At 29.8% G+C, this 26226-nt stretch carries 28 protein-coding genes and 2 pseudogenes; 5 read left to right on the top strand and 25 right to left on the bottom strand.

What is annotated here, in order from left to right:
• Positions 1 to 40 precede the first annotated feature (40 nt).
• Positions 41 to 277 (top strand): RNA chaperone Hfq, encoded by a 237-nt coding sequence (gene hfq, locus L1S47_RS06465; protein ID WP_202766298.1) that lies wholly within the window; start codon positions 41 to 43, stop codon positions 275 to 277.
• A 71-nt stretch (positions 278 to 348) separates the two neighbouring features.
• Positions 349 to 1635: a methionine gamma-lyase family protein gene (locus tag L1S47_RS06460; protein ID WP_238882644.1), complete on the top strand. Its 1287-nt coding sequence runs from the start codon at positions 349 to 351 to the stop codon at positions 1633 to 1635.
• 37 nt (positions 1636 to 1672) lie between these two features.
• Here the strand turns inward: L1S47_RS06460 and lexA are convergent, their stop codons facing one another.
• Complete coding sequence (lexA, locus tag L1S47_RS06455; RefSeq protein WP_202766296.1) at positions 1673 to 2272, bottom strand: transcriptional repressor LexA; 600 nt, start codon at positions 2270 to 2272, stop codon at positions 1673 to 1675.
• Positions 2273 to 2412: 140 nt separating this feature from the next.
• On the opposite strand from lexA, the gene L1S47_RS06450 reads away from it, so the two are divergent.
• A complete protein-coding gene (locus L1S47_RS06450) occupies positions 2413 to 2844 on the top strand; it encodes a hypothetical protein (RefSeq protein ID WP_238882643.1) in 432 nt (143 codons plus the stop codon).
• A gap of 136 nt (positions 2845 to 2980) precedes the next feature.
• Here L1S47_RS06450 and L1S47_RS06445 read toward each other — a convergent pair whose 3' ends face one another.
• A complete protein-coding gene (locus tag L1S47_RS06445; protein WP_238882642.1) occupies positions 2981 to 3973 on the bottom strand; it encodes a tyrosine recombinase XerC in 993 nt (330 codons plus the stop codon).
• Positions 3974 to 4348: 375 nt separating this feature from the next.
• On the opposite strand from L1S47_RS06445, the gene L1S47_RS06440 reads away from it, so the two are divergent.
• A complete protein-coding gene (locus tag L1S47_RS06440) occupies positions 4349 to 5227 on the top strand; it encodes a hypothetical protein (protein WP_238882640.1) in 879 nt (292 codons plus the stop codon).
• Between the two features lie 190 nt (positions 5228 to 5417).
• Here L1S47_RS06440 and L1S47_RS06435 read toward each other — a convergent pair whose 3' ends face one another.
• From L1S47_RS06435 to purB, 23 genes and pseudogenes are all read right to left on the bottom strand, one after another.
• Positions 5418 to 6278: an alpha/beta hydrolase gene (locus tag L1S47_RS06435; protein WP_238882638.1), complete on the bottom strand. Its 861-nt coding sequence runs from the start codon at positions 6276 to 6278 to the stop codon at positions 5418 to 5420.
• An 18-nt stretch (positions 6279 to 6296) separates the two neighbouring features.
• Entirely contained in the window at positions 6297 to 6485 is a 189-nt protein-coding gene (locus tag L1S47_RS06430; protein WP_238882636.1) for a hypothetical protein, read from the bottom strand.
• 78 nt (positions 6486 to 6563) lie between these two features.
• On the bottom strand, positions 6564 to 7373 hold the full coding sequence (locus tag L1S47_RS06425) for an aminoglycoside phosphotransferase family protein (protein ID WP_238882635.1): 810 nt from the start codon (positions 7371 to 7373) through the stop codon (positions 6564 to 6566).
• Between the two features lie 15 nt (positions 7374 to 7388).
• On the bottom strand, positions 7389 to 8009 hold the full coding sequence (locus tag L1S47_RS06420) for an HD domain-containing protein (RefSeq protein ID WP_238882634.1): 621 nt from the start codon (positions 8007 to 8009) through the stop codon (positions 7389 to 7391).
• A 30-nt stretch (positions 8010 to 8039) separates the two neighbouring features.
• Positions 8040 to 8993 carry a radical SAM protein gene (locus tag L1S47_RS06415; RefSeq protein ID WP_238882633.1) on the bottom strand — a complete coding sequence of 318 codons (954 nt, stop codon included), beginning with the start codon at positions 8991 to 8993 and terminating at the stop codon, positions 8040 to 8042.
• Positions 8935 to 9219 carry a hypothetical protein gene (locus tag L1S47_RS06410; RefSeq protein ID WP_238882632.1) on the bottom strand — a complete coding sequence of 95 codons (285 nt, stop codon included), beginning with the start codon at positions 9217 to 9219 and terminating at the stop codon, positions 8935 to 8937. The genes L1S47_RS06415 and L1S47_RS06410 overlap by 59 nt, the downstream gene beginning before the upstream one ends.
• Before the next feature lie 1149 nt (positions 9220 to 10368).
• Positions 10369 to 12087, bottom strand: a complete 1719-nt coding sequence (locus L1S47_RS06405; protein WP_238882631.1) for a methyl-accepting chemotaxis protein — start codon at positions 12085 to 12087, stop codon at positions 10369 to 10371.
• 79 nt (positions 12088 to 12166) lie between these two features.
• Positions 12167 to 12748 carry a phosphatase PAP2 family protein gene (locus L1S47_RS06400; protein WP_238882630.1) on the bottom strand — a complete coding sequence of 194 codons (582 nt, stop codon included), beginning with the start codon at positions 12746 to 12748 and terminating at the stop codon, positions 12167 to 12169.
• Positions 12749 to 12831: 83 nt separating this feature from the next.
• Entirely contained in the window at positions 12832 to 13512 is a 681-nt protein-coding gene (locus tag L1S47_RS06395) for a DedA family protein (RefSeq protein ID WP_238882628.1), read from the bottom strand.
• 184 nt (positions 13513 to 13696) lie between these two features.
• Positions 13697 to 14296, bottom strand: a complete 600-nt coding sequence (locus tag L1S47_RS20705) for an IS3 family transposase (protein WP_373689040.1) — start codon at positions 14294 to 14296, stop codon at positions 13697 to 13699.
• Positions 14297 to 14611: 315 nt separating this feature from the next.
• Positions 14612 to 15022, bottom strand: coding sequence for an HTH domain-containing protein (locus L1S47_RS20700; RefSeq protein ID WP_306796790.1), 411 nt, complete (start codon positions 15020 to 15022; stop codon positions 14612 to 14614).
• A 118-nt stretch (positions 15023 to 15140) separates the two neighbouring features.
• A pseudogene (locus L1S47_RS06385) lies at positions 15141 to 16699 on the bottom strand (IS3 family transposase).
• Between the two features lie 349 nt (positions 16700 to 17048).
• Entirely contained in the window at positions 17049 to 17747 is a 699-nt protein-coding gene (locus L1S47_RS06380) for a DUF421 domain-containing protein (protein ID WP_238882627.1), read from the bottom strand.
• Between the two features lie 213 nt (positions 17748 to 17960).
• The gene (locus tag L1S47_RS06375) at positions 17961 to 19340 is read right to left on the bottom strand and encodes an ATP-binding protein (protein WP_238882625.1); all 1380 of its coding nucleotides are present in this window, start codon (positions 19338 to 19340) and stop codon (positions 17961 to 17963) included.
• Between the two features lie 2 nt (positions 19341 to 19342).
• Entirely contained in the window at positions 19343 to 20023 is a 681-nt protein-coding gene (locus tag L1S47_RS06370) for a response regulator transcription factor (RefSeq protein WP_373689036.1), read from the bottom strand.
• Between the two features lie 67 nt (positions 20024 to 20090).
• On the bottom strand, positions 20091 to 20492 hold the full coding sequence (locus tag L1S47_RS06365; protein WP_238882622.1) for a PepSY domain-containing protein: 402 nt from the start codon (positions 20490 to 20492) through the stop codon (positions 20091 to 20093).
• A gap of 50 nt (positions 20493 to 20542) precedes the next feature.
• Complete coding sequence (locus L1S47_RS06360) at positions 20543 to 21088, bottom strand: hypothetical protein (protein ID WP_238882621.1); 546 nt, start codon at positions 21086 to 21088, stop codon at positions 20543 to 20545.
• A 1-nt stretch (position 21089) separates the two neighbouring features.
• The gene (locus L1S47_RS06355) at positions 21090 to 21848 is read right to left on the bottom strand and encodes an ABC transporter permease subunit (protein ID WP_238882619.1); all 759 of its coding nucleotides are present in this window, start codon (positions 21846 to 21848) and stop codon (positions 21090 to 21092) included.
• Position 21849: 1 nt separating this feature from the next.
• Positions 21850 to 22800 (bottom strand): ABC transporter ATP-binding protein, encoded by a 951-nt coding sequence (locus L1S47_RS06350; protein WP_238882617.1) that lies wholly within the window; start codon positions 22798 to 22800, stop codon positions 21850 to 21852.
• A gap of 280 nt (positions 22801 to 23080) precedes the next feature.
• Entirely contained in the window at positions 23081 to 23257 is a 177-nt protein-coding gene (locus L1S47_RS06345; protein ID WP_238882616.1) for a hypothetical protein, read from the bottom strand.
• Positions 23258 to 23307: 50 nt separating this feature from the next.
• The gene (locus L1S47_RS06340) at positions 23308 to 23583 is read right to left on the bottom strand and encodes a zinc ribbon domain-containing protein (protein WP_238882822.1); all 276 of its coding nucleotides are present in this window, start codon (positions 23581 to 23583) and stop codon (positions 23308 to 23310) included.
• Between the two features lie 48 nt (positions 23584 to 23631).
• Positions 23632 to 24051, bottom strand: a pseudogene (locus tag L1S47_RS06335) (recombinase family protein); the annotation flags it as partial.
• Positions 24052 to 24414: 363 nt separating this feature from the next.
• On the bottom strand, positions 24415 to 25845 hold the full coding sequence (gene purB, locus L1S47_RS06330) for an adenylosuccinate lyase (protein ID WP_238882615.1): 1431 nt from the start codon (positions 25843 to 25845) through the stop codon (positions 24415 to 24417).
• 143 nt (positions 25846 to 25988) lie between these two features.
• Between purB and L1S47_RS06325 the strand changes: the two genes are divergently transcribed.
• A complete protein-coding gene (locus L1S47_RS06325) occupies positions 25989 to 26207 on the top strand; it encodes a DUF378 domain-containing protein (RefSeq protein ID WP_238882613.1) in 219 nt (72 codons plus the stop codon).
• Positions 26208 to 26226 lie beyond the last annotated feature (19 nt).

Genomic DNA, 26226 nt, shown 5'->3' with positions numbered 1-26226 from the left:
AATAGAATTAATTCGTTAATGAATATGGAGGATGAGTTGAATGAATAAGCAAAGTAATAATTTGCAAGATATATTTTTAAATGGTGCTAGAAAGAATAAAATTGCAGTTATCGTATACTTAACAAATGGTTTTCAATTAAAGGGATATGTAAAAGGTTTTGATTCCTTTACTGTAGTATTAGATTCTGATGGCAAGCAAATGATGATATATAAACATGCAATTTCAACTATAAACCCAGCTAAACCAATTTTGTTTAATAATGAAACAACAGTATAAAATACTCTCTATGCTCTGCATAGAGAGCTTTTATTTGAGTCTGGGAATAATTTAAATGGAGGACATTTTTAATGCTAGATTTAACAGTAAAATATTTAAAAGAACAATATAAGATTAATGATGAAACTTTAGATTTATATTCAAAAGCAATGGAGGATATAAAAGGAGAGTTTGAGATATATGATGAAATAAGAGAATATAATCAGTTCAAAGTCCTAAAAGCTCTTCAAGAAGAGAGGATAAGTGATTCTCATTTCACTAATTCATCAGGATATGGATATGGAGACATAGGAAGAGATTCATTAGATAAGGTTTATGCTAGGATATTTAATTGTGAAAGTGCACTAGTTAGACCTCATTTTGTAAATGGAACACATGCAATTGGGGCAGCTTTATTTGGTAACTTAAGACCAAAGGATACTTTGCTAACAGTTACAGGAACTCCTTATGATACTTTACATAACATTATAGGAATTGAAGTAGAAGAGAATATTGGTTCTTTAAAGGACTATGGAGTTAATTATAAACAAATAGATTTAAAAGATGGATATTTTGATTTGGATAAAATCGCTTATGAGTTAAAAAATGATCCATCAATTAAAATGGTACATATGCAAAGAAGTACAGGCTATGGATGGAGAAACTCATTTAATATAAAAGATTTAGAGGTTGCTATATCACATATAAAGAGCATAAGACAGGATGTTATAGTTTTTGTTGATAATTGCTATGGTGAATTTATAGAAACTTTAGAACCTACTGATGTTGGAGCAGACTTAATTGCAGGCTCATTAATCAAAAATATCGGTGGCGGTATTGCTCCTACAGGAGGATATATTGCAGGAAAAGAAGCGTGTGTTGTTCAAAGCTCCTATAGACTAACTATCCCTGGAATAGGAGGGGAGTGTGGTTCTACTTTTGGTGTAATGAGAAGTTTTTACCAAGGATTGTTTTTAGCACCGCATGTAGCTATTGAAGCGGTAAAGGGAGCAGTATTCTGTGCAAGAATAATGGAACTTGCAGGATTTGAAGTGTTACCAAAATATAATCATAGAAGAAGTGATATAATTCAGGCAGTTAAGTTTGGAAATGAGGAAAAGCTTATTGCTTTCTGTAAGGGGATTCAAAAAGGTTCTCCAATAGATTCTTTTGTGGAATGTGAGCCATGGGATATGCCTGGATACAAAGATCAGGTTATAATGGCTGCTGGAGCATTTATACAAGGCTCAAGCATTGAATTATCAGCAGATGCACCAATTAGAGAACCATATATAGCTTATTTACAGGGTGGTTTAACTTTTGATCACGCAAAGCTTGGAATAATGATTGCTTTATCTAAGGTTTTAGAAATAAAATAAAGTAAAGAAAAAATACTGGCTAAATGCCAGTATTTTTTTAATATGCTCTAAAAAGTCCAACAAGCTTACCTAAAATTGAACAATCATTAACTATAATAGGTTCCATTGTACTATTTTCAGGTTGTAGTCTTATTCTTCCTTTTTCTTTGAAAAATCTCTTAATCGTAGCTTCATTATCAATTAATGCAACAACGATTTCGCCATTTAAAGCAGTTTGACATTGCTCAATTATAGCTAAATCTCCATCATTGATTCCAGCTTCAATCATACTTTCACCAGATACTTTAAGCATAAATAGTTCGCGATCATGCTTAATATAATCTATTGGTATTGGGAATGAGTCTTCAACATTCTCAGTTGCTAAAATAGGTACTCCAGCAGTAACCTTTCCTACTAAAGGTATGTTAATCATTTCCCTTTTAGGAGAGTTTAGTTCAAGGATCTCTAAGGCTCTTGGTTTAGTAGGGTCTCTACGTATTAAACCCTTCTTTTCAAGTCTTTTTAAATGTCCATGTACAGTTGAAGTAGATTTAAGACTTACGGCATCACATATTTCTCTTACTGAAGGTGGATACCCTTTATTTTCTGTATAAATTTTAAGAAAATCATATATTTCAGTTTGTTTATCCTTAGACATAGTTAACACCTCTCTAACTTATGTTCCCATTATAGCATAGTATATGTAATTAATCAAACTTATGTTCTCATAAAAAATTTGCTTATATTGTACTTATTTGTTATAATCTCTAAAGAATGATTTAAAGAGGAGTAGTGTGCATGAGAGAAATTTGTATATTTAATTCAAATAAAAAGTGTAATGACTGTGGCGAATGTGATTATTGCGTTTATGATAATAAAAAACTTTGCAACAATTGTGGTAAATGCTTAGAAGATGAAGGAATAGATATAAAGGCAATTAGAATAGAAGAGATAGCAAAAAATGTTGAAGAGAATGAATTCGTTGAAAATGAATTTGTCGAAGATGAATTTGTAGAAGTAGAAGAGTCTGATGATACTCAAGATGATGAGGCTGATTTTGAAGAAGACGTGGAATTAGCATTTACAGAATCTAATGAGGAGTACGAAGATGCTTGGGATCATATTGAATATGTAGAAGATTTAGATGGGTTAGTGGAAGATGAAACTTACTTAGAAGAGAATTCAAGTGAGGTTTTTCCAGGCTTAAGAAGAATAAAAGGAAATATTTAGAAATAAAAAAGGTGTACTTTGTATTTTAAGTACACCTTTTTTATTTAATATTTAATTTTTGTCTATTCGATAAATTTTAGGAACATTACACAGTTTGAATACAATGTAATACGTAGTAATATAATGCATTACAATATTACTTTAAGTTGGCAAGTGGATTTGATTTCACCGCATTTCTTAAGTCTTCATCATCTACGTGGGTGTAGATTTGAGTAGTGGAGATGTTTTCGTGGCCTAGAATATCCTGTAAGCTTCTGATATCAACGTTTCCGTGTTTATACATTAGTGTTGCGGCAGTATGCCTTAGTTTGTGAGGGGTATATTTTGCATCTGTTAAACCGGCTGATTGAGTGTATTTTTTTACTATTTTCTCAACACTTCTTTTGGTGATTCTAGTACCGTAAGAGCTGATAAATAGGGCGTCTGCGTCGTCTGGAGTCTTTGTTTTAAGCTTAATTCTATCCTTCATATAATTGTCGATTGATTTTAGTGCTGCAGGAGTTAAATAAACAGTTCTTTCTTTATTACCTTTACCGATTATATTTAATGTATCGCCTTTAAGCTTAGAAATATTAATGCTACAAAGCTCTGAAACTCTAAGTCCGCAATTCAAGAACAAAGTAATCATACAATGATCTCTAGTGTAATATTTATATGTTTTATCCATTGAATCCAGCAGTGTAAGAGACTGATCTAAAGTTAGGTAAATAGGGTGTCTGGAGCTGATTTTCGGGGATTCTAACTCTAATGCCGGATTATCCTTTATTATGCCTGCTTTGCCTGTTAAAAACTTAAAGAAAGACTTGAGTGCTGCAACTTTTCTAGTTCTTGCATAAGTGCCATTTTCCCTTTGTTTTTCAGTAAAAGATAAGAAGGCATACATGTCTGAAAGTCTTATTTTATTTATGAAATCAGCATCTATATCCTTGATGTTTACTTGGCTAAACTCAACATCTTGCTTGGAATAACCTTTATATATCATTAAAAATCTAAAAAACATAGATAAATCAATCCTATAGCCGTTAATTGTATTTAAAGATTTACCTTTGATTGTTTCTAAATAATTTAGAAAATCATTTAAATCTGGTGGTAAATCGTTATTTTTCATGGTTTCTATGTAATATTTCAAGTAAAAAACCTCCTAATAATGTCATTAATATAATTTTACAGGAATTTTATATAAATTACAACAATAAGTTCGCTAAATGTATATTTAGCGAACATTTTTATATGAGTTTTTAGGAAAAATTGATATAATTCTTAATTCATGCGCTTTTACACCTGATTTAAAAATCTATCTTCTTTTATGTGCAATTCATTTTAATGGAAAGATAATTTTGAAAATAACTAAATGTACATTTGCATGCTTTTAAATACGTTCAAATTTGAAAACTTGTCAGAATTGATACTTATAAAAATAATTAGTTATATACTTTCGAGAATTCTTGAACATGTAATACATATGTATTATAATGTAGTATATAGTATTACATAGGAGGAAAACATGGCAGATTTAAAGGCAACAACAATGAGGTTATCAGAAGAAACAATTAAGAATTTTAGAGAGGTAGCTGAAAAAGAAGGCATAACTCAAGAACAATGTATGGCTAGTTTGCTTCAAGTGTTTGAGATGCAGCAGGCTAAAAGTACTCTAAAAGACAGAAAAAGAGAAATCGAAACCTTTGAGGAATATATATCTAGACTTCAAAACCTATATTTAGCTTCTCTAGAAATGAATGTTACGGCTGAAGAAAAAATAAGCAAAGAATTATCTGAAAAGCTTAACGAAAAAAATGATGTTATATTATCTTTAAATAAAGAAATAAATAATTTAAAAAATCAAATATCAGAAATAAAAGATACAAATAAAAGACTTGAGGAAAGTTTAAAAGAAAAAGATTCTGTTACAAAGTCTACTGAAGAATTAAATGCACAAAATAAATTCTTATTAAATCAAGTTAATAAAGAAAATGAATTGTTATATAGTAAAATTGATGAACTTAAAAGTTTAGAAGAGAAATTTTCTAATATTAGCTTAGAGAATAAAAAACTTAATGGTGACTTCTCTACTCTTTCTTCTAAGCTGGCTGAGAAAGATATTTATATATCATCCTTATTAGATAAGATCTCTTTTCTAGAATCAAATCTAGAGCAATCTACAAGTGATATTAAGGATATAAGGTTAGAACATAAAGAAGAAATCCAAAGTATATCTAAAAACTATAATTTAGATAAAGAAAATTCCTTAAAACAGCAAAAGGAGAATTTGCAAGAATACTACTCTAGAAAAATTGAAATGGAAATTGAACATATAAAGTTAATTAAAGATACAGAAATTAAAAACTTACAAGATAAATTGGATGGTATTAAGAATAACAAATAAGCGAACTTTTAGGGAGGTGTACTACACTTCCCTACTATATTTTGCTGATTAAAATGAGGTTAATATATGTTTCTAAGGATAACTACTCTTCTCTACCATTTATGCGATTTATATAAAAACACTTGGATGAAGAATTAAGTTCACCCAAGTGTAATTTATTTTGTTATTTATGGAATTAATAAACGGAATACTATAATCCTTGAAGCCAATTTTCACAAAGTTTTGGCCAGATCGCTACCGTAGGTTCATCCTCACCTAATCCTAAACCATGGGGACCTTTGGAGAATATATGAAAATCAAATGGTAGATTTAGCTCATTTAGAGCTTGAGCAAAAAGTAAGTTTTGGCGCTGAAAATTCCAGTGATCGGTGGCTGTAATCCATAGAAAAGTCGGTGGTGTTTTCGCTGTAACATGTTTATGATTTGAAGTAAAGTCTATAAACTCATCCACTGTAATATCTTTTGTTAATAGATAATCTGGTGGCAAATTTTCCTTAGAAAAGGGGGATGTCTCAGCATAACATAAAATGATCGCATTAAGTTTAGAACTCGTTTGATCAATCGGATCGTTAAAATCCGGTTCTCCCAATAGCATTGACGTAATTTGCGCATTTCGACTATCCCGTTCTATAATTCCATTATCAAAACGAGTTCCTACAAAAGCGGTGAGATAACCGCCAGCTGAAAATCCTATCATGCCGATCCGATCCGGATCAATATTAAATTCTTGGGCATGATATCGAATATACCTAACCGCTCGTACTGCATCTTTGGTTGACGTAAATGGAGTAAAAGGAGCAACCCTATAATTTAAAACAAAAGCATTTATTCCTATTTGATTTAGCCATTTTGCAATTGGTTTTCCTTCATTAGACGCTCTAAATTGAAATGATCCGCCCGGGCAAACAATAATTGCAGGGCGAGGTTTCTCCCCTTTTAATAAATAAGGGGTCAAGGTAGGTAACCCTTCGTTATTCAAGTCCCCAATAGTAGAAATTAAGTCGGCATCAGGAACATTTTTTCCCCAAAGTTTTATATCTTTTAATCCCATCGATATTATCCTCCCATTTTAATCTGCGGCTCGGATGACCGCGGCTTTTCGAGATATATCATATAACGGTTTGTCAAAATTGCCATTTGGGAAATTTATCTTAACAATAAACTTGCCAACTATTTTTCTTATAACATTAGTACTTATTCCCTCTTGGTGAATTACAGCATCACCGTATTTATCTGCAATTATAGCATGTAAGCCCATATTAGGAAAATAGATATGAAAATGCTAACACTTATTTCTGCGTTAACCTTATATAATAATTCTCAGATAGTTACTAAGTTACTCCCATTCTTCAAAATGTTCTTCTAAAAAAGTAATTTCTTTCTCATAATGCTTTAAATGTCCCTCTTCTATCATCTTTTCATACGCTATGTTTCCTTGTTTAGCACCAGAAGTTAATGTATCACACATTGCTTTGATTCGGCATATAGTCCACTCTTTAAGATTGTTAGGGATTTTCATTCCATATGCATTAAAGAATAGATGAATTCTACGTTTACGCTCTACTCTATGTGATTCCCTAATATAAGGTACTGATTCTCCTGTATTATAGTCTATTGAAAAACTTGCAAGTGGGATAGAAGTATAAAGCATATATACAATATCCCAAATACGTGGACCAGGCGCAGCTAAATCAAAATCTATTAGTGCTATGGGTTCTTCATCTTTATAAACAATATTATATGGGGCTGCATCATTATGACAAATCACTTCATCTTCCCAACTATTTATAGCAGGCAGTTTAACTTCGAACTTAGTTTCAGTAGAAGATACTTTAAAGCATTTAACTGCATTGTGATAATTTCGTAATAATTCAGCACTCTTTATAAGAGAATTGTCACTCCATATATACGGCTTAAAATCTGGGTAGTAATCACCAGGTACTTCGCCAGGAATAAATGATAGTACTTCTCTACCTTTATCATCTATACCTAGAAACCTAGGAGCACCTTCAAATTCTTGTTTTTCTAAATATATAAGAAGTTCATGAACAAAGGGAATCCAGTTAGTACTACGATGAACAGCATTCCCTTTTCGAACTACTTCATTAACGTTACCTCCATGAAGAACCTCTTCATTGTTATGCATAATAAATTCCCCTTCCTATAATCCAAAGGTATTCTCTATTACCCCAGGAAGAATACTATAGACCGATTTTCCCATCTTACGTTCAAAATAATCTTTTATTTCAAAGGTTGCATTCCATTTATGAGTTGTATATTCATTTGTACCATGTCTTAAAACTGCTTCAACCATTCTCTTCTCTATAAGACAATACCCATTTGTAAACGCTAATGCATCGCATAGCTGAATAAGCTTATCATAATCATCATATTGTATATTCTCTAAATACTCTTTTACAAAGTTAAATTCTTCTTTAGAACAATCCCATATACCAAAAGCAGTCTTTATATTTTTGCAATCAAAAGAATGAGTTAAACATACTTTTGCAGCTCTATCAAATCCCTTTTCCCTTAAGAAGTTATAACCATCTAGTATATGTCTTAGTCCAGTTATTCCATTCCTTCTACCTATATCATGTAATAAACCACATATATAAGCTGTAGTTGGATCTATATTATCACAATTTTCTGCTATAAGCTTTGCTGCATTAGCTGCATATTTAGAATGGTCAACCCATTGTCCAGGATTTAAAATTGAAGCTTCGTAAAGCAAAGCTTCTGCTTCTTGTAATGTAGGGATACCACTATTATTAGTTATCATATTTGTATCCTCCTAATGCTTTTTGAAAGATTAATTATTCTCAAACTTACTTTTTGTACCTTTAAGGCTTATCTTATATCGCAAATTTACAATTAAGTTATAGATTATATTAGTTTTAGATTTTCTCATTCTTTTATAAATAGATTTTAAAGAATAGAATTCTCTTCTAAACCATATGTAACCTTCAAATAATTCTTCTCTGCTCATGTTTTTAGGAATAAAAGCTACTCTAGTTTTTCCATTGTAATAACTCCAATCCCCTGTTATTAACCTATTTTCTTCTTTTAACTGAGAATATATCGGTGTTTTAGGTAAAGGTGTCAATATACTTACAGTGGCTCCATCTATACCTAACTCATTGCAATCATCCAATGTTTTCTTGAATACATCTTTTTTATCTGTGTAAAATCCAAATATTATCCCTGCTTGTACACAAATTAGGTCTATTATACTTTTGTATCTATTAACATTATTTATACCTTTATTTACACTACCTAAACTTTCCTGAGAAAAAGATTCTATTCCAACAAAAAAGTATACACAACCAGCCTCTTTAGCTAATTTAAATAATTCTTCATCTTTACATCTCTCTAATGTTACTTGAGCCACCCATTTTTTATTAAGCTTTTTTAATTCCACTAATAATTCTTTAGCATAGTTTATATCTCCAAAAGAATTATCATCCCAAAATACAAAAAATTTATTTTTCATTGTCTTTATTTCAAAAATGACTTCGTCAATAGGTCTAGTCCTAAACTGCTCACAATATATCTGCTTTAAATTGCAATAGCTACATTTATAAGGACATCCTCTTGAAGAGATAACAACTCCCTTTGTAAAGTATCTCCTATGGATTAGATCTCTTCTTACTATTGGCATATTTTTAAGGTTAGGTACTTCTTTGCAAATATACTCTGATTTTGCTTTATCTTGATAAAAATCCTCTAAAAATTCTGGCCATATAAGTTCCCCTTCTCCAACCATTATATAATCGCAATGTTTCTTTACCTCTTCTGGTACTAATGTTGCATGAGGTCCCCCCCATTACAACTTTAGTATTTTTATTTCTAAATCTCTTGGAGATATCGTAACAATGCGTAGCATTTGAAGTATTTATGGTTATTGCAACTAAATGAAATTTTTCTTTAAAAGGAACTATTTGATTATATTCATCTACTAAAGTTATTTCATATGGTGTCTGTGTTTTCATTGCTTGACCCATGTAGTTTAATAACTCACCTTCAGTATGAAAACTATTAGGAAAAACATACCATTATATACATTATTTGAAATTAACTTGCTTTAATATTATTGAATAAGCCATATAAATATCAATGCTTTAAATAATACTTTCTTATACTCATATATATTTTACAATAATAAATTACATACTTCTACACAATATGGAACTGTTTACAATTATGTAGAGAAAGTATCAAATATATTCATCTTATTTAGTTCAAATATCTCTGAGTATTTCTTTAAATTAATCGTTTCTTAGATGAAAAATAGAAAGAAAAAAGATAATCTCAGTGGCAAATAAATGGAAAACAAAAAACACCAAGTACGAATCCTAATGTTTTTCATAGAGAAATACGTCTATATGCCGAGTTCTGTATTGAGGAGAGCTTGAACTTAATCATATTCTTTTATATTTTAAACATTGATGGGTGCTAGGTTTTAATACATATTATATTTTTTTGATAATTCACTATAATTTATAGTATTTTTATTCTAAAGGGAAGGTTGAGGGAATTATCTCTTGAATAATAACTGGATATTTTAAAATATATATTAAATAATACTAATCTATATGTTTATCATGACCTTTTTTAAAATATCTTGTGATTACCCTGTCAACTTTTACTCGCATATCTTGATTGATTTTCATTGTGAAATTTGAATCTCACCGGATGAAGCACTCTCTCCTTACAAACCATGCACCCATAGCTAGGGGCTTCTCAACAATATTCACATAAATAACTTCCCTTATAACAAATCATAAAATACAATTTCAGAATCCTAAAATAATTTTTAATAACTACCTATCAAGTAATATCAACTTCTCATTCAATTAAAAACAAAGCTGACACCATATGAGAAACGATGTCAGCTAACATATATTTAGATATTCTACGATAGTGTCCTATTTACCTGTGTTTTATATAATCTCAAGTTCTACAAAATCTAAAGCCATTCCTGTTTGCTTTCTTGTAATACTTTCATCTTGCAAACTTATTTAGACTGCAACAGTACCCTTTTATGTGAAAGCTTTCTTCAGATTACAATTAAGGCAATGACAACAGATTGAGTATCAAGCTTTGGGTAAACAGTCACTCTAGACTACTTTCCATTATTTTTAAACTATAAATTTATTAACTTTCTCTGATACTTCTTTTGAAGACATATCAAGTGTTTCTGCCGACTGATATATTTTATCTGTAAAGCTACTTATTTCTTGCGAGGTTGCTGCTATCTCTTCTGTAGAGGCTGAAATGTTCTCTGATACTAAAGAAACTTGATTAATTCTTTCTACAATTAAGTCCTTGTCATCATTAATTTTTATAGACATATTATTCATTGATTTAATTTTTGGGGTTACTTCATCTATTGAACAAATTATATCTTCAAAAGAAGTTATTGAATTATCTAATATACTTCCTTGCTTATTTAATTCATTATTCATTAATTCAGTGGTTTTTATAACTACGCTTGATTCTTCCGTAATATTGGTAATTAGCATTGCAATCTTGTCTGAAGATATTTTAGATTGTTCAGCAAGCTTTCTAATTTCATCTGCAACAACAGCAAATCCTTTTCCAGCATCCCCTGATCTAGCAGCCTCTATAGCTGCATTTAATGAAAGTAAATTAGTCTTATCAGCTATATTATTTATCAAAATCATGATTTCATTAATTTCTTTTATATTATCCCCAAGATCTTGAATACGTCCTTTAACATCTATAAAAGATTGCATAACTTCATTAACAGAGTTTATTAATGCTTTAAAGTTATTATTTCCATTTTTAGCTTGTCCATTAATAACCTCCGTATTTGTATTAACTTCTTCTATTAAATTGACTATTTCTGATATTTTTATACCAAAATTAGATACACAATCATTAATGCTAGTTAAGTTTTCTGATTGTGATAGAGCTCCATTAGATACTTCTTGTATCACACTTGCTACTTCCTTTGAGGAGCTTGAGATTTCATTTGATAGCTCTAAAAGTAAGGTTGATTGATTGTCAACAATATTTGATGTACTATTTATTGATTGAATCATTGACTTAATTTTTTCTATCGAAACTGCTAATTGCTTTTTCATTAATCCAAATTCGCTAGTATTATTTGCATCAATTTTAATAGAAAAATCGCCTTCTGCTATAACATTTAAAGTGTTTGAAAAGTCTTTAATGGAACGTTTTATTAAATTTATTATTTCAATAACTATTGCAACTAATACTACAACTGAAAATATCAATAAATATAGAAATAACTTATAGCTATTTGACGCCTTAGTATTTGTATCAACTCTCAAGGTCTCTGCATCTTTTGTTCCATAGCTGATCATGTCGTCTACCGCACTATCTACCTCATTAGCTATAGAATCAAAAGTTTTAATATCCTCTGCACTCAACTTTTCACTTACACTTAACTTAGACTTTATAGTTTTCCAATCATTGTTATATTTATCATAAGCTGCTTTTACTTTTTGAATGTAATCTTTTTCTTGTTTATCAAGACTTCTATTTTCATACTTGCTTATTAAATCTCTAATTTCACTGTCTATCTTATCAATCTTTTGAACATATTCATCTTTATATTCAACTGATGTAACTTTTGTTATGAAAAGCTTTGATTCCATTAGGTTTGCTTTAACCTCAGAAGCCTGAGTGCTTGGAATCAACGCATTTCTATACATATCATCTTGAAGTGTTTTAATATTATTAATAGTATAACCTGCCACACTTCCTAAAATAAGAAATGCTCCTATAGACACTAGCAGAATAATATACAGTCCTGTTTTAATTTTAAAATTATTAAATAATACCTTTTTTCCATTAGTCTTCATCATGACATTCTTCCTCCTATTTCATTACGCAGAATAGTTAATTATGTTATTATTAGGCCAAATATTACATGTATAATTAAATCTAATTATACAACGCCTTAAATCCTAACTTATATACAACCGTTTTCTCTAAAGTTTCATATAAATACTCAACTTTATTCCTAAGCTTCAAATTATAAATATAGTTGGATATAAAAACCACTGCATATGCTGATATAACATCTGCTGGATAATGGAGACCTACATAAACCCTTGAAAATCCAACAATTAGAGATAGTAGACTTAATGTTAAGCTAATTGCCTTATTGTATTTTCCTAAGCCAAGTGCAATACTTATCGTACCTGTAGCATGATCACTTGGTAAAGATGCATCCTTTGCATGTGGAAATAAAAGATTCACTTTATTATGAACAAATGGCCTGTCTACATAATAAATACTTCCAACTATGAAGCTAATAAAAAGATTTATTATTGTAAAAACAAAAGTACTAACCATACTCTTTCTATACTCACTATTTTTCTTGAAAATTCCTATCATATATACTATAGCTATTACCGACATAAATAAGTAGGGAACATACTTAGAAAAAACAATCATAATTACATCTAATGCACTATTTTTATAAGCTATATTATTTATAAGCTTAAAAAGTTCCATATTCAACTTTAACACCTCTTTATAATATGTTTTGGTATAAAACTGCAGATTTTTCTATATAACCACTTTCATTACGAATTAATATAAAATTATCCAACCTTTGAAGTAACGACATCATCATTATCATCTCCACCTTTTTTTCTCTTCTCCTTTATAATTGTTATAACTGCAGGAAGCATTGATATTAAAATAATTGCTATTAATACGTAAGAGAAGTGTTTTTGTATAAAAGGTAGATTACCAAAGAAATACCCACCACCTAGAAATAAAGTTACCCATAGTCCGCCACCCAGCATGTTATAAGGTATAAACTTGGTATAGTTCATCTCTCCTATACCAGCTACAAATGGGGCAAAGGTTCTAATTATAGGGATAAATCTTGCCAAAACAATTGTCATAGAGCCATGTTTTTCATAAAATGCCTGAGCATTATTTAAATACTCTTTATTGATAAATCTAATCTCTTCTTTTTCTAAAATTTTATTTCCTAACTTTTTGCCAATATGATAATTTACAGTGTCACCTAGCACTGCAGCAATATAAACTACTATAAGAAGAGTAAATATATTCATAGCGCCCATAGCTGCAATAGCTCCTGCTGCAAACAGCATTGAATCTCCTGGTAAAAAGGGTGTAACAACTAATCCTGTTTCCATAAAGATTATTAAAAAAAGAATTAGATATGTTAACATTCCATATTGTTGTACTAGTAAATTTAGATACTTATCAATGTGCATTATTCCGTTAAAAAGATTAATTAAAATGCTCATAATTTTTGTCCTTTCGTTTAAAACTACATATCAGTTTTTCCTTGTTTTATATTATGAAATAAATACATTAAAATTAGATTAAAAAGAACTTAGATTTGTCTTAAGATTTTTTATGTGCTTGTTCAAATAAAAAAAGCCATGTACTTTTTAAAATGTACCCTTTTTCAGGGACAGTAAAAAAAGGTTAAGCAGTATTAAGAAGATGATTTCTGTATTTAACAGGAGTCATCTTTTTTAAATTCCATTGAGCTCTATAATTATTATGATAGTCAACACAATCATCTATTTCTTTAACTAAATCTTCAAAAGTTTCACAGCCTTTAATATTTGCCTCACCCTTTAAATGACCAAAGAACGATTCCTGCGGGGCATTGTCCCAGCAGTTCCCACGCCTAGACATGGATTGACCTATTCCCTGGGCCCTAAGTCTCTTCTGAAAAATTGGACTTGTGTAATGAGCACCTTGATCAGAATGGATAAATGCATCTTTATGTAAAAAAGAGTTTGTATTCAACAATAGCTTATCAATTGTATCTGTAACAATATTTATTTGTAGGCTTTTAGATAAATTATATGCTAATACTTCATTTGTAGCTCCATCTAAAACGGTCGACAAATAAGCCTTTTGTCCATCTTTATAAAATAGATGAGTTATATCTGTTAGCAACACTTTAGCTGGAGTACATTGCTTAAATTCTCTATTCAATAAGTTTGGTAAGACTGTATGTTCTTTAGTGGCTTTCATCATTCTTCTGTATGGGTTTGCTTTTCTATGCGGACAGATAATATTATATTTTTCTAATGCGCTTTAAATTGTAGTTAATTTCAAATAAGTTTTGTAAAGTCATCTTTATTTGTTTAGCACCTTTTTTACGATTTTTAAAATTAAATGCCGCCAGTATATTACTGTATATTTCTAAATCTTTTTCATCTTGATTGCAACGGTTAGAAATAGATGCTTTTGAAAAATAATTATAATAACCCGAGCGTGAAACGTCTGCTAATTTGCACAAAAATCCAATTTTGTTTTTGAGTCTATTCTTCTTTATTGTCTCTTCAATAATTATAAATTTCTCTTTAATTAATAAGTTTATTTGTTTTACTTCATCATCCTTTCCAGCATTTCTAACTTTTTTAAAAATTCATTTTCAGCCTCTAATAGCCTGACTTTAGCCTCAAGTTTTTCATATTTTTCTTGTAGCGACAAATCTTTTTCTGTTGGTCGTCCCGTATTAAATTTTCTGTTATCCTGTAATTTAGCAACTTCATTTCTACGAAATGCGGAGAGCCACCTTTTACCTGATGACCAAATTCGGTGCATGCCAATTATATTTATATCAAAGCAATGTTTCTCGAAAATTTGTCTAGGTAATTCTCCGTTACTATTTTCAGTTATAAATATTCGTTTAAATTCATCAGTGTATGTGATTCCTTTATTACTAACACTTTTTACATATATATTTTTTGATAGAAGTGCCACTTCTTCATCTGTAAATATCTTTTTACTCATCAAAATTCGCTCCCAGTATTATTTATTTCATTATACATAAAAGTACCCTATAGGATAGAAACTTTTTATGTCTGAACTGCTCCCTGTCAAGTAGACAGTGTAAATATTAAAATTACATTTAAGCGGCTAAAGCCCTAAATTCCATTGGGCTAAGGCCGTTTAACTTTTTTGCAATCTGTTATTATTATAGAAGTTTATATATTCATCAATTGCGATGGAAAGAGAGTTATATGTATGATATTTGTTTAAATAGTATTTTTCACATTTTAGAATTCCCCAAACTGCTTCCATTGGTTCATTATCTATACACCTGCCAACCCGTGACATACTTTGTGTCATTCCAGCTGTAACTATTCTACGTTTAAATCCATATAAGGTATATTGAAATCCACGATCACTATGAATCATCGGGCTTGCGCCGGGCGAAGCTGCCAAAGCAATATCTAAAGTCTTAAAAACAAGATCATTATTGTTAGAATGTCCAAGTACATATGCTACAATAGATTTATCATGAAGATCCAATATTGCACTAAATATGCTTTTTGAGACTTACCATACTTAAGTTCAGTAACATCTGTAACCCACTTTTCATTTAATTTATTAGCGCTAAACTCACGGTTCAGAAGGTTTTCTGCTACGTGCTGAGGCGTCGATTTTATATAACGTTTCCTTTTTCTACGAATTACAGACTGCAATAATGAGAGTTTCATAAGTCTATAGATACGTTTAAGATTAAACTTTTTATTCAATCTACGATTTAAGTTCATAGTCATTCTACGATAGCCGTAGATTCCATCTACTTCCGAATAAATTTTAGAGATTTCCATAGTTAACATCTTATTCTCAATATCTAGTTTAGAATCCTCGCGATTTAACAATTTATAGTATGCAGCACGTGAAATCTTAGCTATATCACACAACATTGAGATAGAAAACTTATCTTCTTTATGAAGCTCTGATATTACGATATATTTATTTTCTTGTCTTAGTCGGCTTAAAAACGCCCCCTTTCTAGTTGCTCCAATTTTTTTAAGAATTCATTCTCCGCTCTTAATCTCTCATTTTCTGCTTCAAGTTTTTTCATTTGAATCTTTATTTTCTCTTCAGTAGTTAGTTCCATTTTAGACTTCTTTCGGCCTCGTAAATCTTTTAACGCGTTTTCTCCACCAGATTCATATTTTCTAACCCAATGATATACTTGTTGATATGAGACCTGATAAACCTCGGCAGTATGCTGGTAATCATTATTGTGAGCAATACACTATTCTACAGTTTCTATTTTTTCTTTCAAAGATTTTTTTCTCCCTTTAATCATAGATCGGTTCATTCCTTTCCCGGTTGCCTTTATTTCTCTATGACTATTATACTTTTTTATCCATCTTTTCAACACTGACTTATCTGTTAGTTCATATTTCTCTGTAATCTCACGTTGTGAGTATTGTCCAGAAAGGTAATCTTCTACCGCGTGTCTCTTTAAATCTGCGGAATATCTTTTCCATGTCTTATATTCTTTCAATCCATCTATTCCATAGTTTTCATAGTTATATCTCAAACGATAAAATGCATATGCATCCATGTCAAATTTAGTCATAATTTCTTTATACTTCCGAATCCACTCTCATAAAGCTTTAAAATTTCGTACTTTTCTTCTGCTGTATATTTAGTTCTTCTAGACACAAAAATACTCCCCTTTCTAGTAGAAGATTTTTTATTTTTAATCTGTTTACTATAAGGGGAGCATATCATTGTCTATTCTACAGGGTACTTTTTATATTAAATAAATACATAGCTTTTTATATCCGTTGATGAATTTTTTTAGAATATTGTGCAACAACACTATAGTTTCTCCCTACGTTTAGTAAAATATATCAATTCATTAAATTTTAATCTTGTGTTAACCAAATAGCTTCAAATTGGACACTTGTATTGAAGCTCAAAGTAAACTCCCTGGCAAATATAATGATTGCAAGTATATACTTTATTATTCCTTGAAATATAACTATTGGAATTACAGCAAGCAGAATTATTATGTTACTTCATTGCTTTGTTTTTCTGAAACATATAAAATTCCTGAGTCACTTAAACCAGCATAGAAAACTTCCTCTAGATTATAAATATTATGAGTTTTAAGCTGTTCTTTAACCCATTGTTCATCATGATTAATTGACTTCAAATTATTATACATTATTTTGCCATCTATAATTAGATCTCTCATTAACCCAGTATATTTTCTTGAAATATTTAAGTCACCGGTTGTTATTGGTTGTTTATTCACTTTTGGTAATACTGTCAATTCTCCATCACTTTCTATAGCTGCAAGCGCCACATCGTCTATATTAAATATGTCTTTTTCTCTTAATTGCATCATTAATTTATTTATAGTAATTCTTATTTTTTTTAAATTATAATCTAATATTTTTCCATTACTTATTAGTATAATCGGCTCACCATCAACTAATTTTCTAAAATTAATACTTTTAATATCTAAATAATCTGTAATAACAACTAACAAAGAAATAACAAATACTGAAATTGTAGCTAAAAATGGCGATTCCTGTGAACCTAATGCTATTCTTACTGCAATAGACCCAAGGGTAATTCCAACAATAAAATCAAAAAATGTTATTCTTGATATCAATTTTCTTCCAATTATTCTTCCAAAGACTAATAGAATAATGTAAGTAGAGGCGCTCCTGAAGACTATTTCTATAATTTTTCTTATCATAGAATACTCCTTATATAAATATTTTCATATTTATATATTTACCTCAGTCTTAACAAATATTCATTTTCTTTGTTTATACAATAGATGGTTATAATGTGCAAAAATCAAGAGTTATTCTCATTTTATATTTATTTAAACGAATCTCTTAGCCACTTATCTAGAGCTACTATGCTGACTTCAAATTTTCTTAATAGAAATATTACTTTAAATTCATTATAATTTTCTCTCTAGAACAACAGATATTGTTGTTCCCTTTCCTTCATCACTATAAACTTTTATAAAGCCTTGGTGCACATCAGCAATCCATTTTGCTATAGATAATCCAAGTCCACTTCCACCTTTATCTTTAGATCTTGATTTATCTACGGTATAAAATCTATCAAATATATTTTTCATAGATTTTTTAGGTATACCTATGCCATTATCGCTAATAGTTATCTCTATACCTTTATCTTTAAGCCGTGAACTTATATCTATTCTTCCTTGTTCTGATGTAAATTTAATGCTATTATCAATAAATATCCTCAGCATTTGTTTTATCATTTTAAAATCTGCAAATACTTTTACTGTATCATTATTATCATTTGTTATTATTCGGTTAGGGCAAATCAATTTGCTTTCTGTTACAACTTCATTAATTAGCTCATTAAGCCAAAATTCTTGCTTTTCTATTTTCTGTTTTCCGCTATCACCTTTGGCAAGAAACAATAGCCTCTCTACTAAGTTACCCATATTATTAGCTTCTAATTTAATTGCATAGATGGATTTTTCTAAAGCTTCTTTATCATCCTTACCCCATCTATCAAGCAAATTTGCATAACCTTGTATAACTGCTATAGGAGTTCTAAGTTCATGTGAAGCATCGGATACAAATTGAATTTGCCTGTCAAAGGATTCTTGAAGTCTATCTATCATTTTATTAAATGTATCTCCAAGCCTTTTTAACTCGTCTTCAGGACCTTTTACAACTATTCTTTCTTTTAAATTGTTAATACTTATGCTTTCTGCAGTTTTAGTTATATAATTAATTGGCCTTAACATTTTCTTGCTTATGAAGTATCCTATAATAATTGAAGCAATTACACCAATAAAATCTGCTATGGCCATGAGTACAAACAAAATCTTCATAAAATCATACTCATTATCCATATCTTTAACTATTTGTAAATATGCTGTCCCATAATCCTTATTATCAATCCTAATATTCTCAAATAGTATATGTTTTTCTCCTGCTTCTTTTTCAAGTATTTTCCCATAAGGTTCTTTTATTTCAATTTTATACTTAAACTTATCTGAAGAATTAATGACGTTTCCATCTTGTTTTATTATCCTTATATGAATATTATCATTTGATGGAATATCAGTAACTATTTCTTTGTCAGATAAACCGACATGTTCATTTTGGCCTGTAATCTTATTTGTTATTATAGTTTTTATATCTTCAAGCTGCTTGTTGCTTTGACTATAAAGATAGTATTTAACGCCATACAAGATTGAAGCATTTAAAACCAGCAGGAGTAACGAAAACATAAAAGCATATATTATTGTAAGCTTCACCGAAATTTTAGCGTTTTTAATAATTTTTAAGTTCATCATTAATCACCCTTAATTACATATCCTACTCTTCTTATAGTAGAGATAAGCTTTTCATCATATCCTTCATCGATTTTGCTTCTTAAATATCTTATAAACACATCTACCACATTAGTATCCCCTACATAATTATAACCCCAAACTCTCTCAATGAGCTGTTCTCTTGAAAGGACTATATTTTTATTCCTAAGAAGCATTTCCAAAATATCATACTCTTTCTTTGTCAGCTCAATTTCTTTGCCGCTTCTCCATACTTGATGAGTTCTATTGTTCATAATAATATCTTTCACTTTAAGCTCCTCAGTCTTATTAATTATAGACTTATCTCTTTCATAAACTCTTATTCTAGCTAAAAGCTCTTCTATGGCAAAAGGCTTGGTAAGATAATCATTAGCTCCTACATCCAAACCTATTACTTTATCAGACACATCACTTTTAGCAGTTAACATTATTATAGGCACCATTGAATATTGCCTTATTCTTTTACAAACGTCTATTCCATTTATATTAGGAATCATTATGTCTAAAAGTATTAAGTTATAATTATTATTCTCCGCCTTTTTCATCCCCTCTCTCCCATCGTAAGCTATGTCTACCTTATACGCTTCATGCGTTAATTCCATTTCTATAAACATAGACATCTGTTTTTCAGCCTCTACTAATAAAATCTTAAAGTCTCGCACATTAACACCTCCATAAGAAAATAGTGAGCTGTTTGCTCACTACTAAATATTAATATATACCATTTCGCTAGTCTTCGCCATGTCTACTTTCCTCTTTATCATGACTATCTTTATTTTCACCATTAGATTTTTCGTTATTTTCTCTTAATATTGCACCACTTTGAGAATCCAACTTTACTTTCTGAAGCATATTTTCTTTGTCTTTAATACTAAACTCGTATTCATAAACTGCCTCTTCAAAATTCAATTCTTTTTCAACCTTTACAACCTCACCTGGTATCTTGCCTAAAGCAATTTTCTGCAGCTGCTCTTGTGTATATTTTAAGTTGCCTTTTGCTTTAGAATATACTACTCCAGCTGCTGTTCCACCCACAATTATTACTGCAGCAATACTGCTTGATATGATCTTTATTATCCTTTTTTTATGGTTCCTGCAAAATTCCTTTACTTTTATAAAAATATTTTTCATTATATTTTCCCTCCTGCCTTATTTTATAAAAATCAATTAATTTCTTAATTTCATGCTTTCTTACTGTATTTCTTTTTTAGCATTATAAATACTGTCCCTAATACTAATAGGATTGGCTCTATATAAGATATTGCCAACACCATGTTTTTATCGACTTTTGTATTTCCCATAATCTTTATAGGAATAGCATCACTCGAAATAACTTGATTATATTCTTTAGAAACTGCTGTAGTATAAAGATAATAGTTACTAGTATATACAAACCTTATAGGTAGTTCTACAATTTTTGTTTCACCCGGATTAAGTATATCAACCTTTATAGGTTTATCTGCACTATAGTCTTCTAAGTTAACGGTCATGTTCTTTTTCGTATCTGCCATGGTAATATAGACAAGTAAGTCCTTTATGGGCTTATCCGTGTTGTTTTTAACTTCTGCCTTAACTAGTGTTTGCTTCCCTGGGTAATCTCTAACATTAGAAGGAGATGTTATCGAGATACTTAGTTTTTCTGTATTTAAATCCTTAGCATATACATTTGTTAATGGAGATAAAGCCAGAATCAAAAGCAGTGTAAGTGCTATATATATCTTCCTCATGCTATTCTCCTCCTTTGAATGCAATTTTCTTTGTTCCGTAGATTAAAAACATATAGGACAAGACTGCAAATATTAATATTGGAATTATAAATTTTGTCATTCCTGCAAAGCCTTGTTTTTCAATTATTACAGCCTTCATAAGATTGAATGTATTAGATAACGGACTAATCTTTTCAATCACAGCTCCAAATCCTGCTTTTTTAATTGAAGTAGATAATAAGCTTGGCAATCCGGTCATTATAAAAAATATTATTGAAGTTATTATAGAATTCTTAGATGAACCCAATAAAATTGAAAGAGCAATAGAAATATTAGCATAAGAAAATAATACAATGCTACCTATAACAACAATAAATATTACCGCTCTAGCAATAAGTCCTGTTCCATAACTTAGTGTTGCAATATACGGAATTGCTATAGCAAAAACTGATATTCCCATCAAAAACACTCCAACAAGTTTTGCAAAAGCTAACTGCATCCTTGGTACAGGTGTAAGCATCAAACTTTCCAGTGTACATTCTTCTTTTTCATTTGAAAAAGTTACTGCTGAAAGAACTATTGTTATCAGTAATGCTAATCCTACAACTAATTTACTCATTGTAACTATAACTTCTGTTTGAGCAAGTAGACTTAACTCTTTCATAGATACAAAGCTATAGGACATTATGCTAAATATAATTGCTATAATAATTAACCATAAATTCCCTTTCATGGCATAAAAGTTTTCTCTAAGTTCCTTTTTAATTATTGAAAGATTCATATTAACTTCTCACCTTCTTATCAGTAAGTTTAAAAAATATATCTTCTATCGTTGTCTCTACTTTGCCAATCTCATGGATATCAATAGAATTTATAAACAACTTTTCAACGATATAATGCTTTGCTTCATTTAACAAATTGTTGCTACTGGCTTTATTGATATAAAAGTATATATTCTCATCTTTTAACTCAGATCCAACAAACATCTTATTTTCTTTTAAAAACTGATACGCCTTTATATTATCAGATGTTTTAATTTTTATTGTTTCATTTTCAGAATACTTATCCTGAAGTTCCTTAATACTTCCCTGTTCTATAAGTTCTCCATTTTGAACTATCGAAACTCTATTACAGAGCACTTCAATATCTTTAAGTAAATGAGATGTAATAAATACTGTTACATTCATTACTTTATTTATTTCAAAAATAAGATTTTGAATATCTTTCTGTCCTATTGGGTCAAGTCCTAAAGTAGGCTCATCAAGAAAAATTATTTTAGGATTATTTATAAGAGATTTGGCAATACCAAGTCTCTGCTTCATTCCCCTTGAATAATGACCTATAGGAACTTTCTTCTTATCGCTTAATCCTACTTTTTCAAGTAAATATTCAATATGGCTTGTATATTTTGATTTATCTTTTCCAAAGAGTTCTGCAAAATAGCTAAGGTATTCTATACTATTCATCCAGTTGTAGTAACCATGAGATTCTGGCACAACCCCTATGATTTTCTTAATCTCATTTTCATTTGAAGCAACATTAAGTTCATTAATAAAAACTTTTCCTCTACTTGGTTTTAATAATCCCGTTAACATTCTAATAGTTGTGGTTTTTCCTGCGCCATTGGGACCAAGAAAACCAAAAATATCTCCTTCTGCAACATTCAGATGTAAATTTTTTACTGCTGTAAATCCATTTTTATATGTCATAGTCATATTTTCAGTTTTAATCAAAATTTATACCTCCTTTTTAATTTAGTTTCAATATTTCTTAACTTATATTTGTATGTTAAATTTCCTAAATTAAAAAGGACTAAAGATAATATTAAAATCAGATTAAAATCGCAATAATAAGCAAATTATTTTGAAAATTCATTTTAAATTGTAAAACTTTATTAATATTCAATAGTTTTAAATCAAAAAGAGCCAGATAAAACTTAATTTACCTGACCAATCATATCAATAATAATTATGAAGCACCTTTTATTGTCCCATCTGGTATATCTTTTTAAATCTATTCAATTATAGATTCTATCTCAGTTCCCTCTAAAAGAATAACTATAACTTTTTCTCCTTCAAACACGGTCATCTTTTCAATAATCCTAAAAAACAAATCCATATCAAAGCTTTTTATAACCTCTGCATAATTTTTTATTTCAATAAACTGTTTCGCTTTATATCTTTGAAGCAAGTTATCACTTTTAAATATTCCTTCTACTTCTCAATAAAATAATTCTTATTTTAAATAATTGCATTAAAGGTATTTATAAAAGCTTGGTATAAAACTCTATCATCTATATGCTTATTCTCGCAGCTCTTCTCACCTTTTATAGTGTACTTCTTATTACATCTCCAAATAATTCTTCTAAGCCTTTCATTGTTGGAGTTCCATACCTTTCTCCCCAAGGTACTTCCACAGTGTCCACAAATAACTCTTCCAGCAAAAGGATTATCAACTGTGGCATAATCTATTTTGCTAATGTTATATTTTTCAGCAAATACTCTTCTTCTCTCCATTTCAAGCTGTACTGCCTCCCACATTTCTTTATCTATTACGGCAGGATGGCTCTCTTCAACATAATATTGAGGAACCTCACCATTATTCTCTACCCTTTTCTTTGTAAGGAAATCCACCGTGTAGGTCTTTTGAAGCAGTGCATCTCCCTGATACTTTTAATTACTAAGTATTTTTCTTATGCTGCTTTCATACCACTTTGATTTGCCATTCCAATTAGGAACTCCTTCATCTTCAAGTTCTCTAGCTATTCTATTTGTGCCTTTGCCATCAAGGTAGTCTTTATAAATTCTTCTTACTATTTTTGCTTGTTTTTCATTTATAATAAGGTTACCTTCTTCATTTTTATCATAATCTAAAAATTTATTATGGTTTACTACTACCTTACCTTGTTCAAATTTTCTTCTTATTCCCCAGGTAGAGTTCTCACTTATTGAACGACTCTCGTCTTGTGTAGTATTAGGAAACATATCTAAAGAACAAACTACTTAAATAATACTCAAGTCGTATCCAAAACAACCTTCCTAGGAGAACTCCCAAGGCATAAATTCATATCCATTAGCTTCAATAACGGCATTAGAAATAGATTGATTATAATAATCCAAAATGATTTTCCTTGTTACACCAATAACTTTGAGGTATTCTACATTTTTTTAATTGAAAAGCTCTATATTCATTTGTATAAGCCTTCATTAAATATATAACTTTAAATTTCTATTTAAGTAACTGTAAAGTTACTTCAGTTTGTTAAAAACCATCGTGATTTTAAATCAAGTTTTTTTCAACAAAAAATAAAAAAGACCTTAAAAGGTCTTTTTATAATTAGTATATTATTATACATTTATTTCAGCTTTTGCACCTAGCATATCAGCATTATCATTTAATATAGGGTCAATATATTCATCAATGAACTCTACAACTTGACTAGGAGCTCTACCTATAAATTTCATTGGATCTATTATATCTAAAATTTGTTCCTCAGATAACTTAAAATCAGGATCAGCTAGTATTCTATCTATAAGATCATTATTTAAGCCTTCTCCTTTTACTCTTTGAGCTGCAGCCATAGAATGAACTCTTATCTTCTCATGAAGTTCTTGTCTGTCTCCACCTATTTTAACAGATTCCATCATTATATTTTCAGTTGCCATAAATGGAAGTTCGTTATTAACGTGAGCAGCAATTACTTTTTCATATACTACCATGTTTTCAGCGATATTCATATATAGATTTAGAACACCGTCAAGAGCTAAGAAAGCTTCAGCAACAGCTATTCTTTTGTTTGCAGAGTCATCTAAAGTTCTTTCAAACCATTGAGTTGCTGCAGTAATAGCAGGGTTTAAAGAATCTACAATTACATATCTAGCTAGTGCACTTATTCTTTCTGATCTCATAGGATTTCTTTTATATGCCATAGCAGATGAACCAATTTGATTCTTTTCAAATGGCTCTTCAACTTCTTTCATGCTTTGAAGTAATCTTAAATCATTTGAAAATTTATATGCACTTTGTGCAACTTCTGATAAAGTATTTAAAACTATTGAATCTAATTTTCTTGGGTATGTTTGACCTGTAACTCCAAAACTCTTTTGGAAGCCCATTTGAGTGGCTACCATTGTATCAAGAGCTTTAACTTTTTCTTCATCGCCTTCAAATAAAGTCATAAAGCTTGCTTGAGTTCCAGTTGTACCTTTAACTCCTCTTAGCTTTAGAGTGCTTAATAAGTGGTCTATATTTTCTATATCCATAACTAAATCTTGCATCCATAGTGTAGCTCTTTTACCTACTGTAGTTAATTGAGCAGGTTGGAAATGTGTAAAGCCAAGTGTCGGCATATCTTTATATTTTAATGAGAAATCTTTTAATAGTTTTAATACATTAACAATTTTCTTTTTAACTAATAAAAGTGCATCTCTCATAATAATAATATCTGTATTATCCCCAACATAACAAGAAGTAGCTCCTAAGTGGATAATTCCTTTAGCAGAAGGACATTGTAATCCATATGCATAAACATGACTCATAACGTCATGTCTAACTTCTTTTTCTTTTTTTATAGCATCTTCATAATTAATATTATAAATATTAGCTTTTAATTCATTTATTTGTTCGTCAGTTATGTTTAAACCTAGTTCTTTTTCGCATTCAGCTAGTGCAACCCATAGCTTTCTCCAAGTAGAAAATTTCATATCATCAGAAAATATGTAACTCATTTCTTTTGAAGCATATCTAGAATTTAAAGGTGTACTATATAAGTTTGTCATAAAAAACCTCCATACGAATAAAATTTAAAATTCATCTAATATAGTTCGCTATTATTATATCATATTTTCTACATAATATCAGTTATATTAAGAAAAAAAGTTGAATATAAATTAGTATAAAAATAGTTGGGAGTTGTATGGATATGTATAAAATAAGTGTCTTAGACAAAGTTTCTTTTATTTTAGTTATTATAGGGGCCATAAATTGGGGGACAATTGGGTTATTGAATTTTAACTTTGTTCACTTTCTATTTGGTATCTTACCCATTATAGAACGAATTATATATATATTAGTATTTGTTGCTGGAATAAATTTAGTAGCTATTTTTGTTAAAAGTAAATTCGTTATGAAAAAATCGTAAAATAAAAAAAAGGTTCTAT

Origin of the sequence: Clostridium sp. YIM B02551 (assembly GCF_022324735.1) — a bacterium.
GTDB classification, from domain to species: Bacteria; Bacillota; Clostridia; order Clostridiales; family Clostridiaceae; genus Clostridium_T; species Clostridium_T paridis.
The sequence above is the reverse complement of the archived record's forward strand: the minus strand, read 5'-3'. Positions and strand labels throughout refer to the sequence as shown.

Excerpts from the sequence above, each read along its gene's own strand:
- hfq (WP_202766298.1), top strand. The coding sequence starts at position 41 with ATGAATAAGCAAAGTAATAATTTGCAAGATATATTTTTAAATGGTGCT.
- L1S47_RS06460 (WP_238882644.1), top strand. The coding sequence starts at position 349 with ATGCTAGATTTAACAGTAAAATATTTAAAAGAACAATATAAGATTAAT.
- lexA (WP_202766296.1), bottom strand. The coding sequence starts at position 2,272 with ATGTCTAAGGATAAACAAACTGAAATATATGATTTTCTTAAAATTTAT.
- L1S47_RS06450 (WP_238882643.1), top strand. The coding sequence starts at position 2,413 with ATGAGAGAAATTTGTATATTTAATTCAAATAAAAAGTGTAATGACTGT.
- L1S47_RS06440 (WP_238882640.1), top strand. The coding sequence starts at position 4,349 with ATGGCAGATTTAAAGGCAACAACAATGAGGTTATCAGAAGAAACAATT.
- L1S47_RS06435 (WP_238882638.1), bottom strand. The coding sequence starts at position 6,278 with ATGGGATTAAAAGATATAAAACTTTGGGGAAAAAATGTTCCTGATGCC.
- L1S47_RS06430 (WP_238882636.1), bottom strand. The coding sequence starts at position 6,485 with ATGGGCTTACATGCTATAATTGCAGATAAATACGGTGATGCTGTAATT.
- L1S47_RS06425 (WP_238882635.1), bottom strand. The coding sequence starts at position 7,373 with ATGCATAACAATGAAGAGGTTCTTCATGGAGGTAACGTTAATGAAGTA.
- L1S47_RS06420 (WP_238882634.1), bottom strand. The coding sequence starts at position 8,009 with ATGATAACTAATAATAGTGGTATCCCTACATTACAAGAAGCAGAAGCT.
- L1S47_RS06415 (WP_238882633.1), bottom strand. The coding sequence starts at position 8,993 with ATGGTTGGAGAAGGGGAACTTATATGGCCAGAATTTTTAGAGGATTTT.
- L1S47_RS06410 (WP_238882632.1), bottom strand. The coding sequence starts at position 9,219 with ATGAAAACACAGACACCATATGAAATAACTTTAGTAGATGAATATAAT.
- L1S47_RS06405 (WP_238882631.1), bottom strand. The coding sequence starts at position 12,087 with ATGATGAAGACTAATGGAAAAAAGGTATTATTTAATAATTTTAAAATT.
- L1S47_RS06395 (WP_238882628.1), bottom strand. The coding sequence starts at position 13,512 with ATGAGCATTTTAATTAATCTTTTTAACGGAATAATGCACATTGATAAG.
- L1S47_RS20700 (WP_306796790.1), bottom strand. The coding sequence starts at position 15,022 with ATGAGTAAAAAGATATTTACAGATGAAGAAGTGGCACTTCTATCAAAA.
- L1S47_RS06380 (WP_238882627.1), bottom strand. The coding sequence starts at position 17,747 with ATGATAAGAAAAATTATAGAAATAGTCTTCAGGAGCGCCTCTACTTAC.
- L1S47_RS06375 (WP_238882625.1), bottom strand. The coding sequence starts at position 19,340 with ATGAACTTAAAAATTATTAAAAACGCTAAAATTTCGGTGAAGCTTACA.
- L1S47_RS06365 (WP_238882622.1), bottom strand. The coding sequence starts at position 20,492 with ATGAAAAATATTTTTATAAAAGTAAAGGAATTTTGCAGGAACCATAAA.
- L1S47_RS06360 (WP_238882621.1), bottom strand. The coding sequence starts at position 21,088 with ATGAGGAAGATATATATAGCACTTACACTGCTTTTGATTCTGGCTTTA.
- L1S47_RS06355 (WP_238882619.1), bottom strand. The coding sequence starts at position 21,848 with ATGAATCTTTCAATAATTAAAAAGGAACTTAGAGAAAACTTTTATGCC.
- L1S47_RS06340 (WP_238882822.1), bottom strand. The coding sequence starts at position 23,583 with ATGGAGAGAAGAAGAGTATTTGCTGAAAAATATAACATTAGCAAAATA.
- purB (WP_238882615.1), bottom strand. The coding sequence starts at position 25,845 with ATGACAAACTTATATAGTACACCTTTAAATTCTAGATATGCTTCAAAA.
- L1S47_RS06325 (WP_238882613.1), top strand. The coding sequence starts at position 25,989 with ATGTATAAAATAAGTGTCTTAGACAAAGTTTCTTTTATTTTAGTTATT.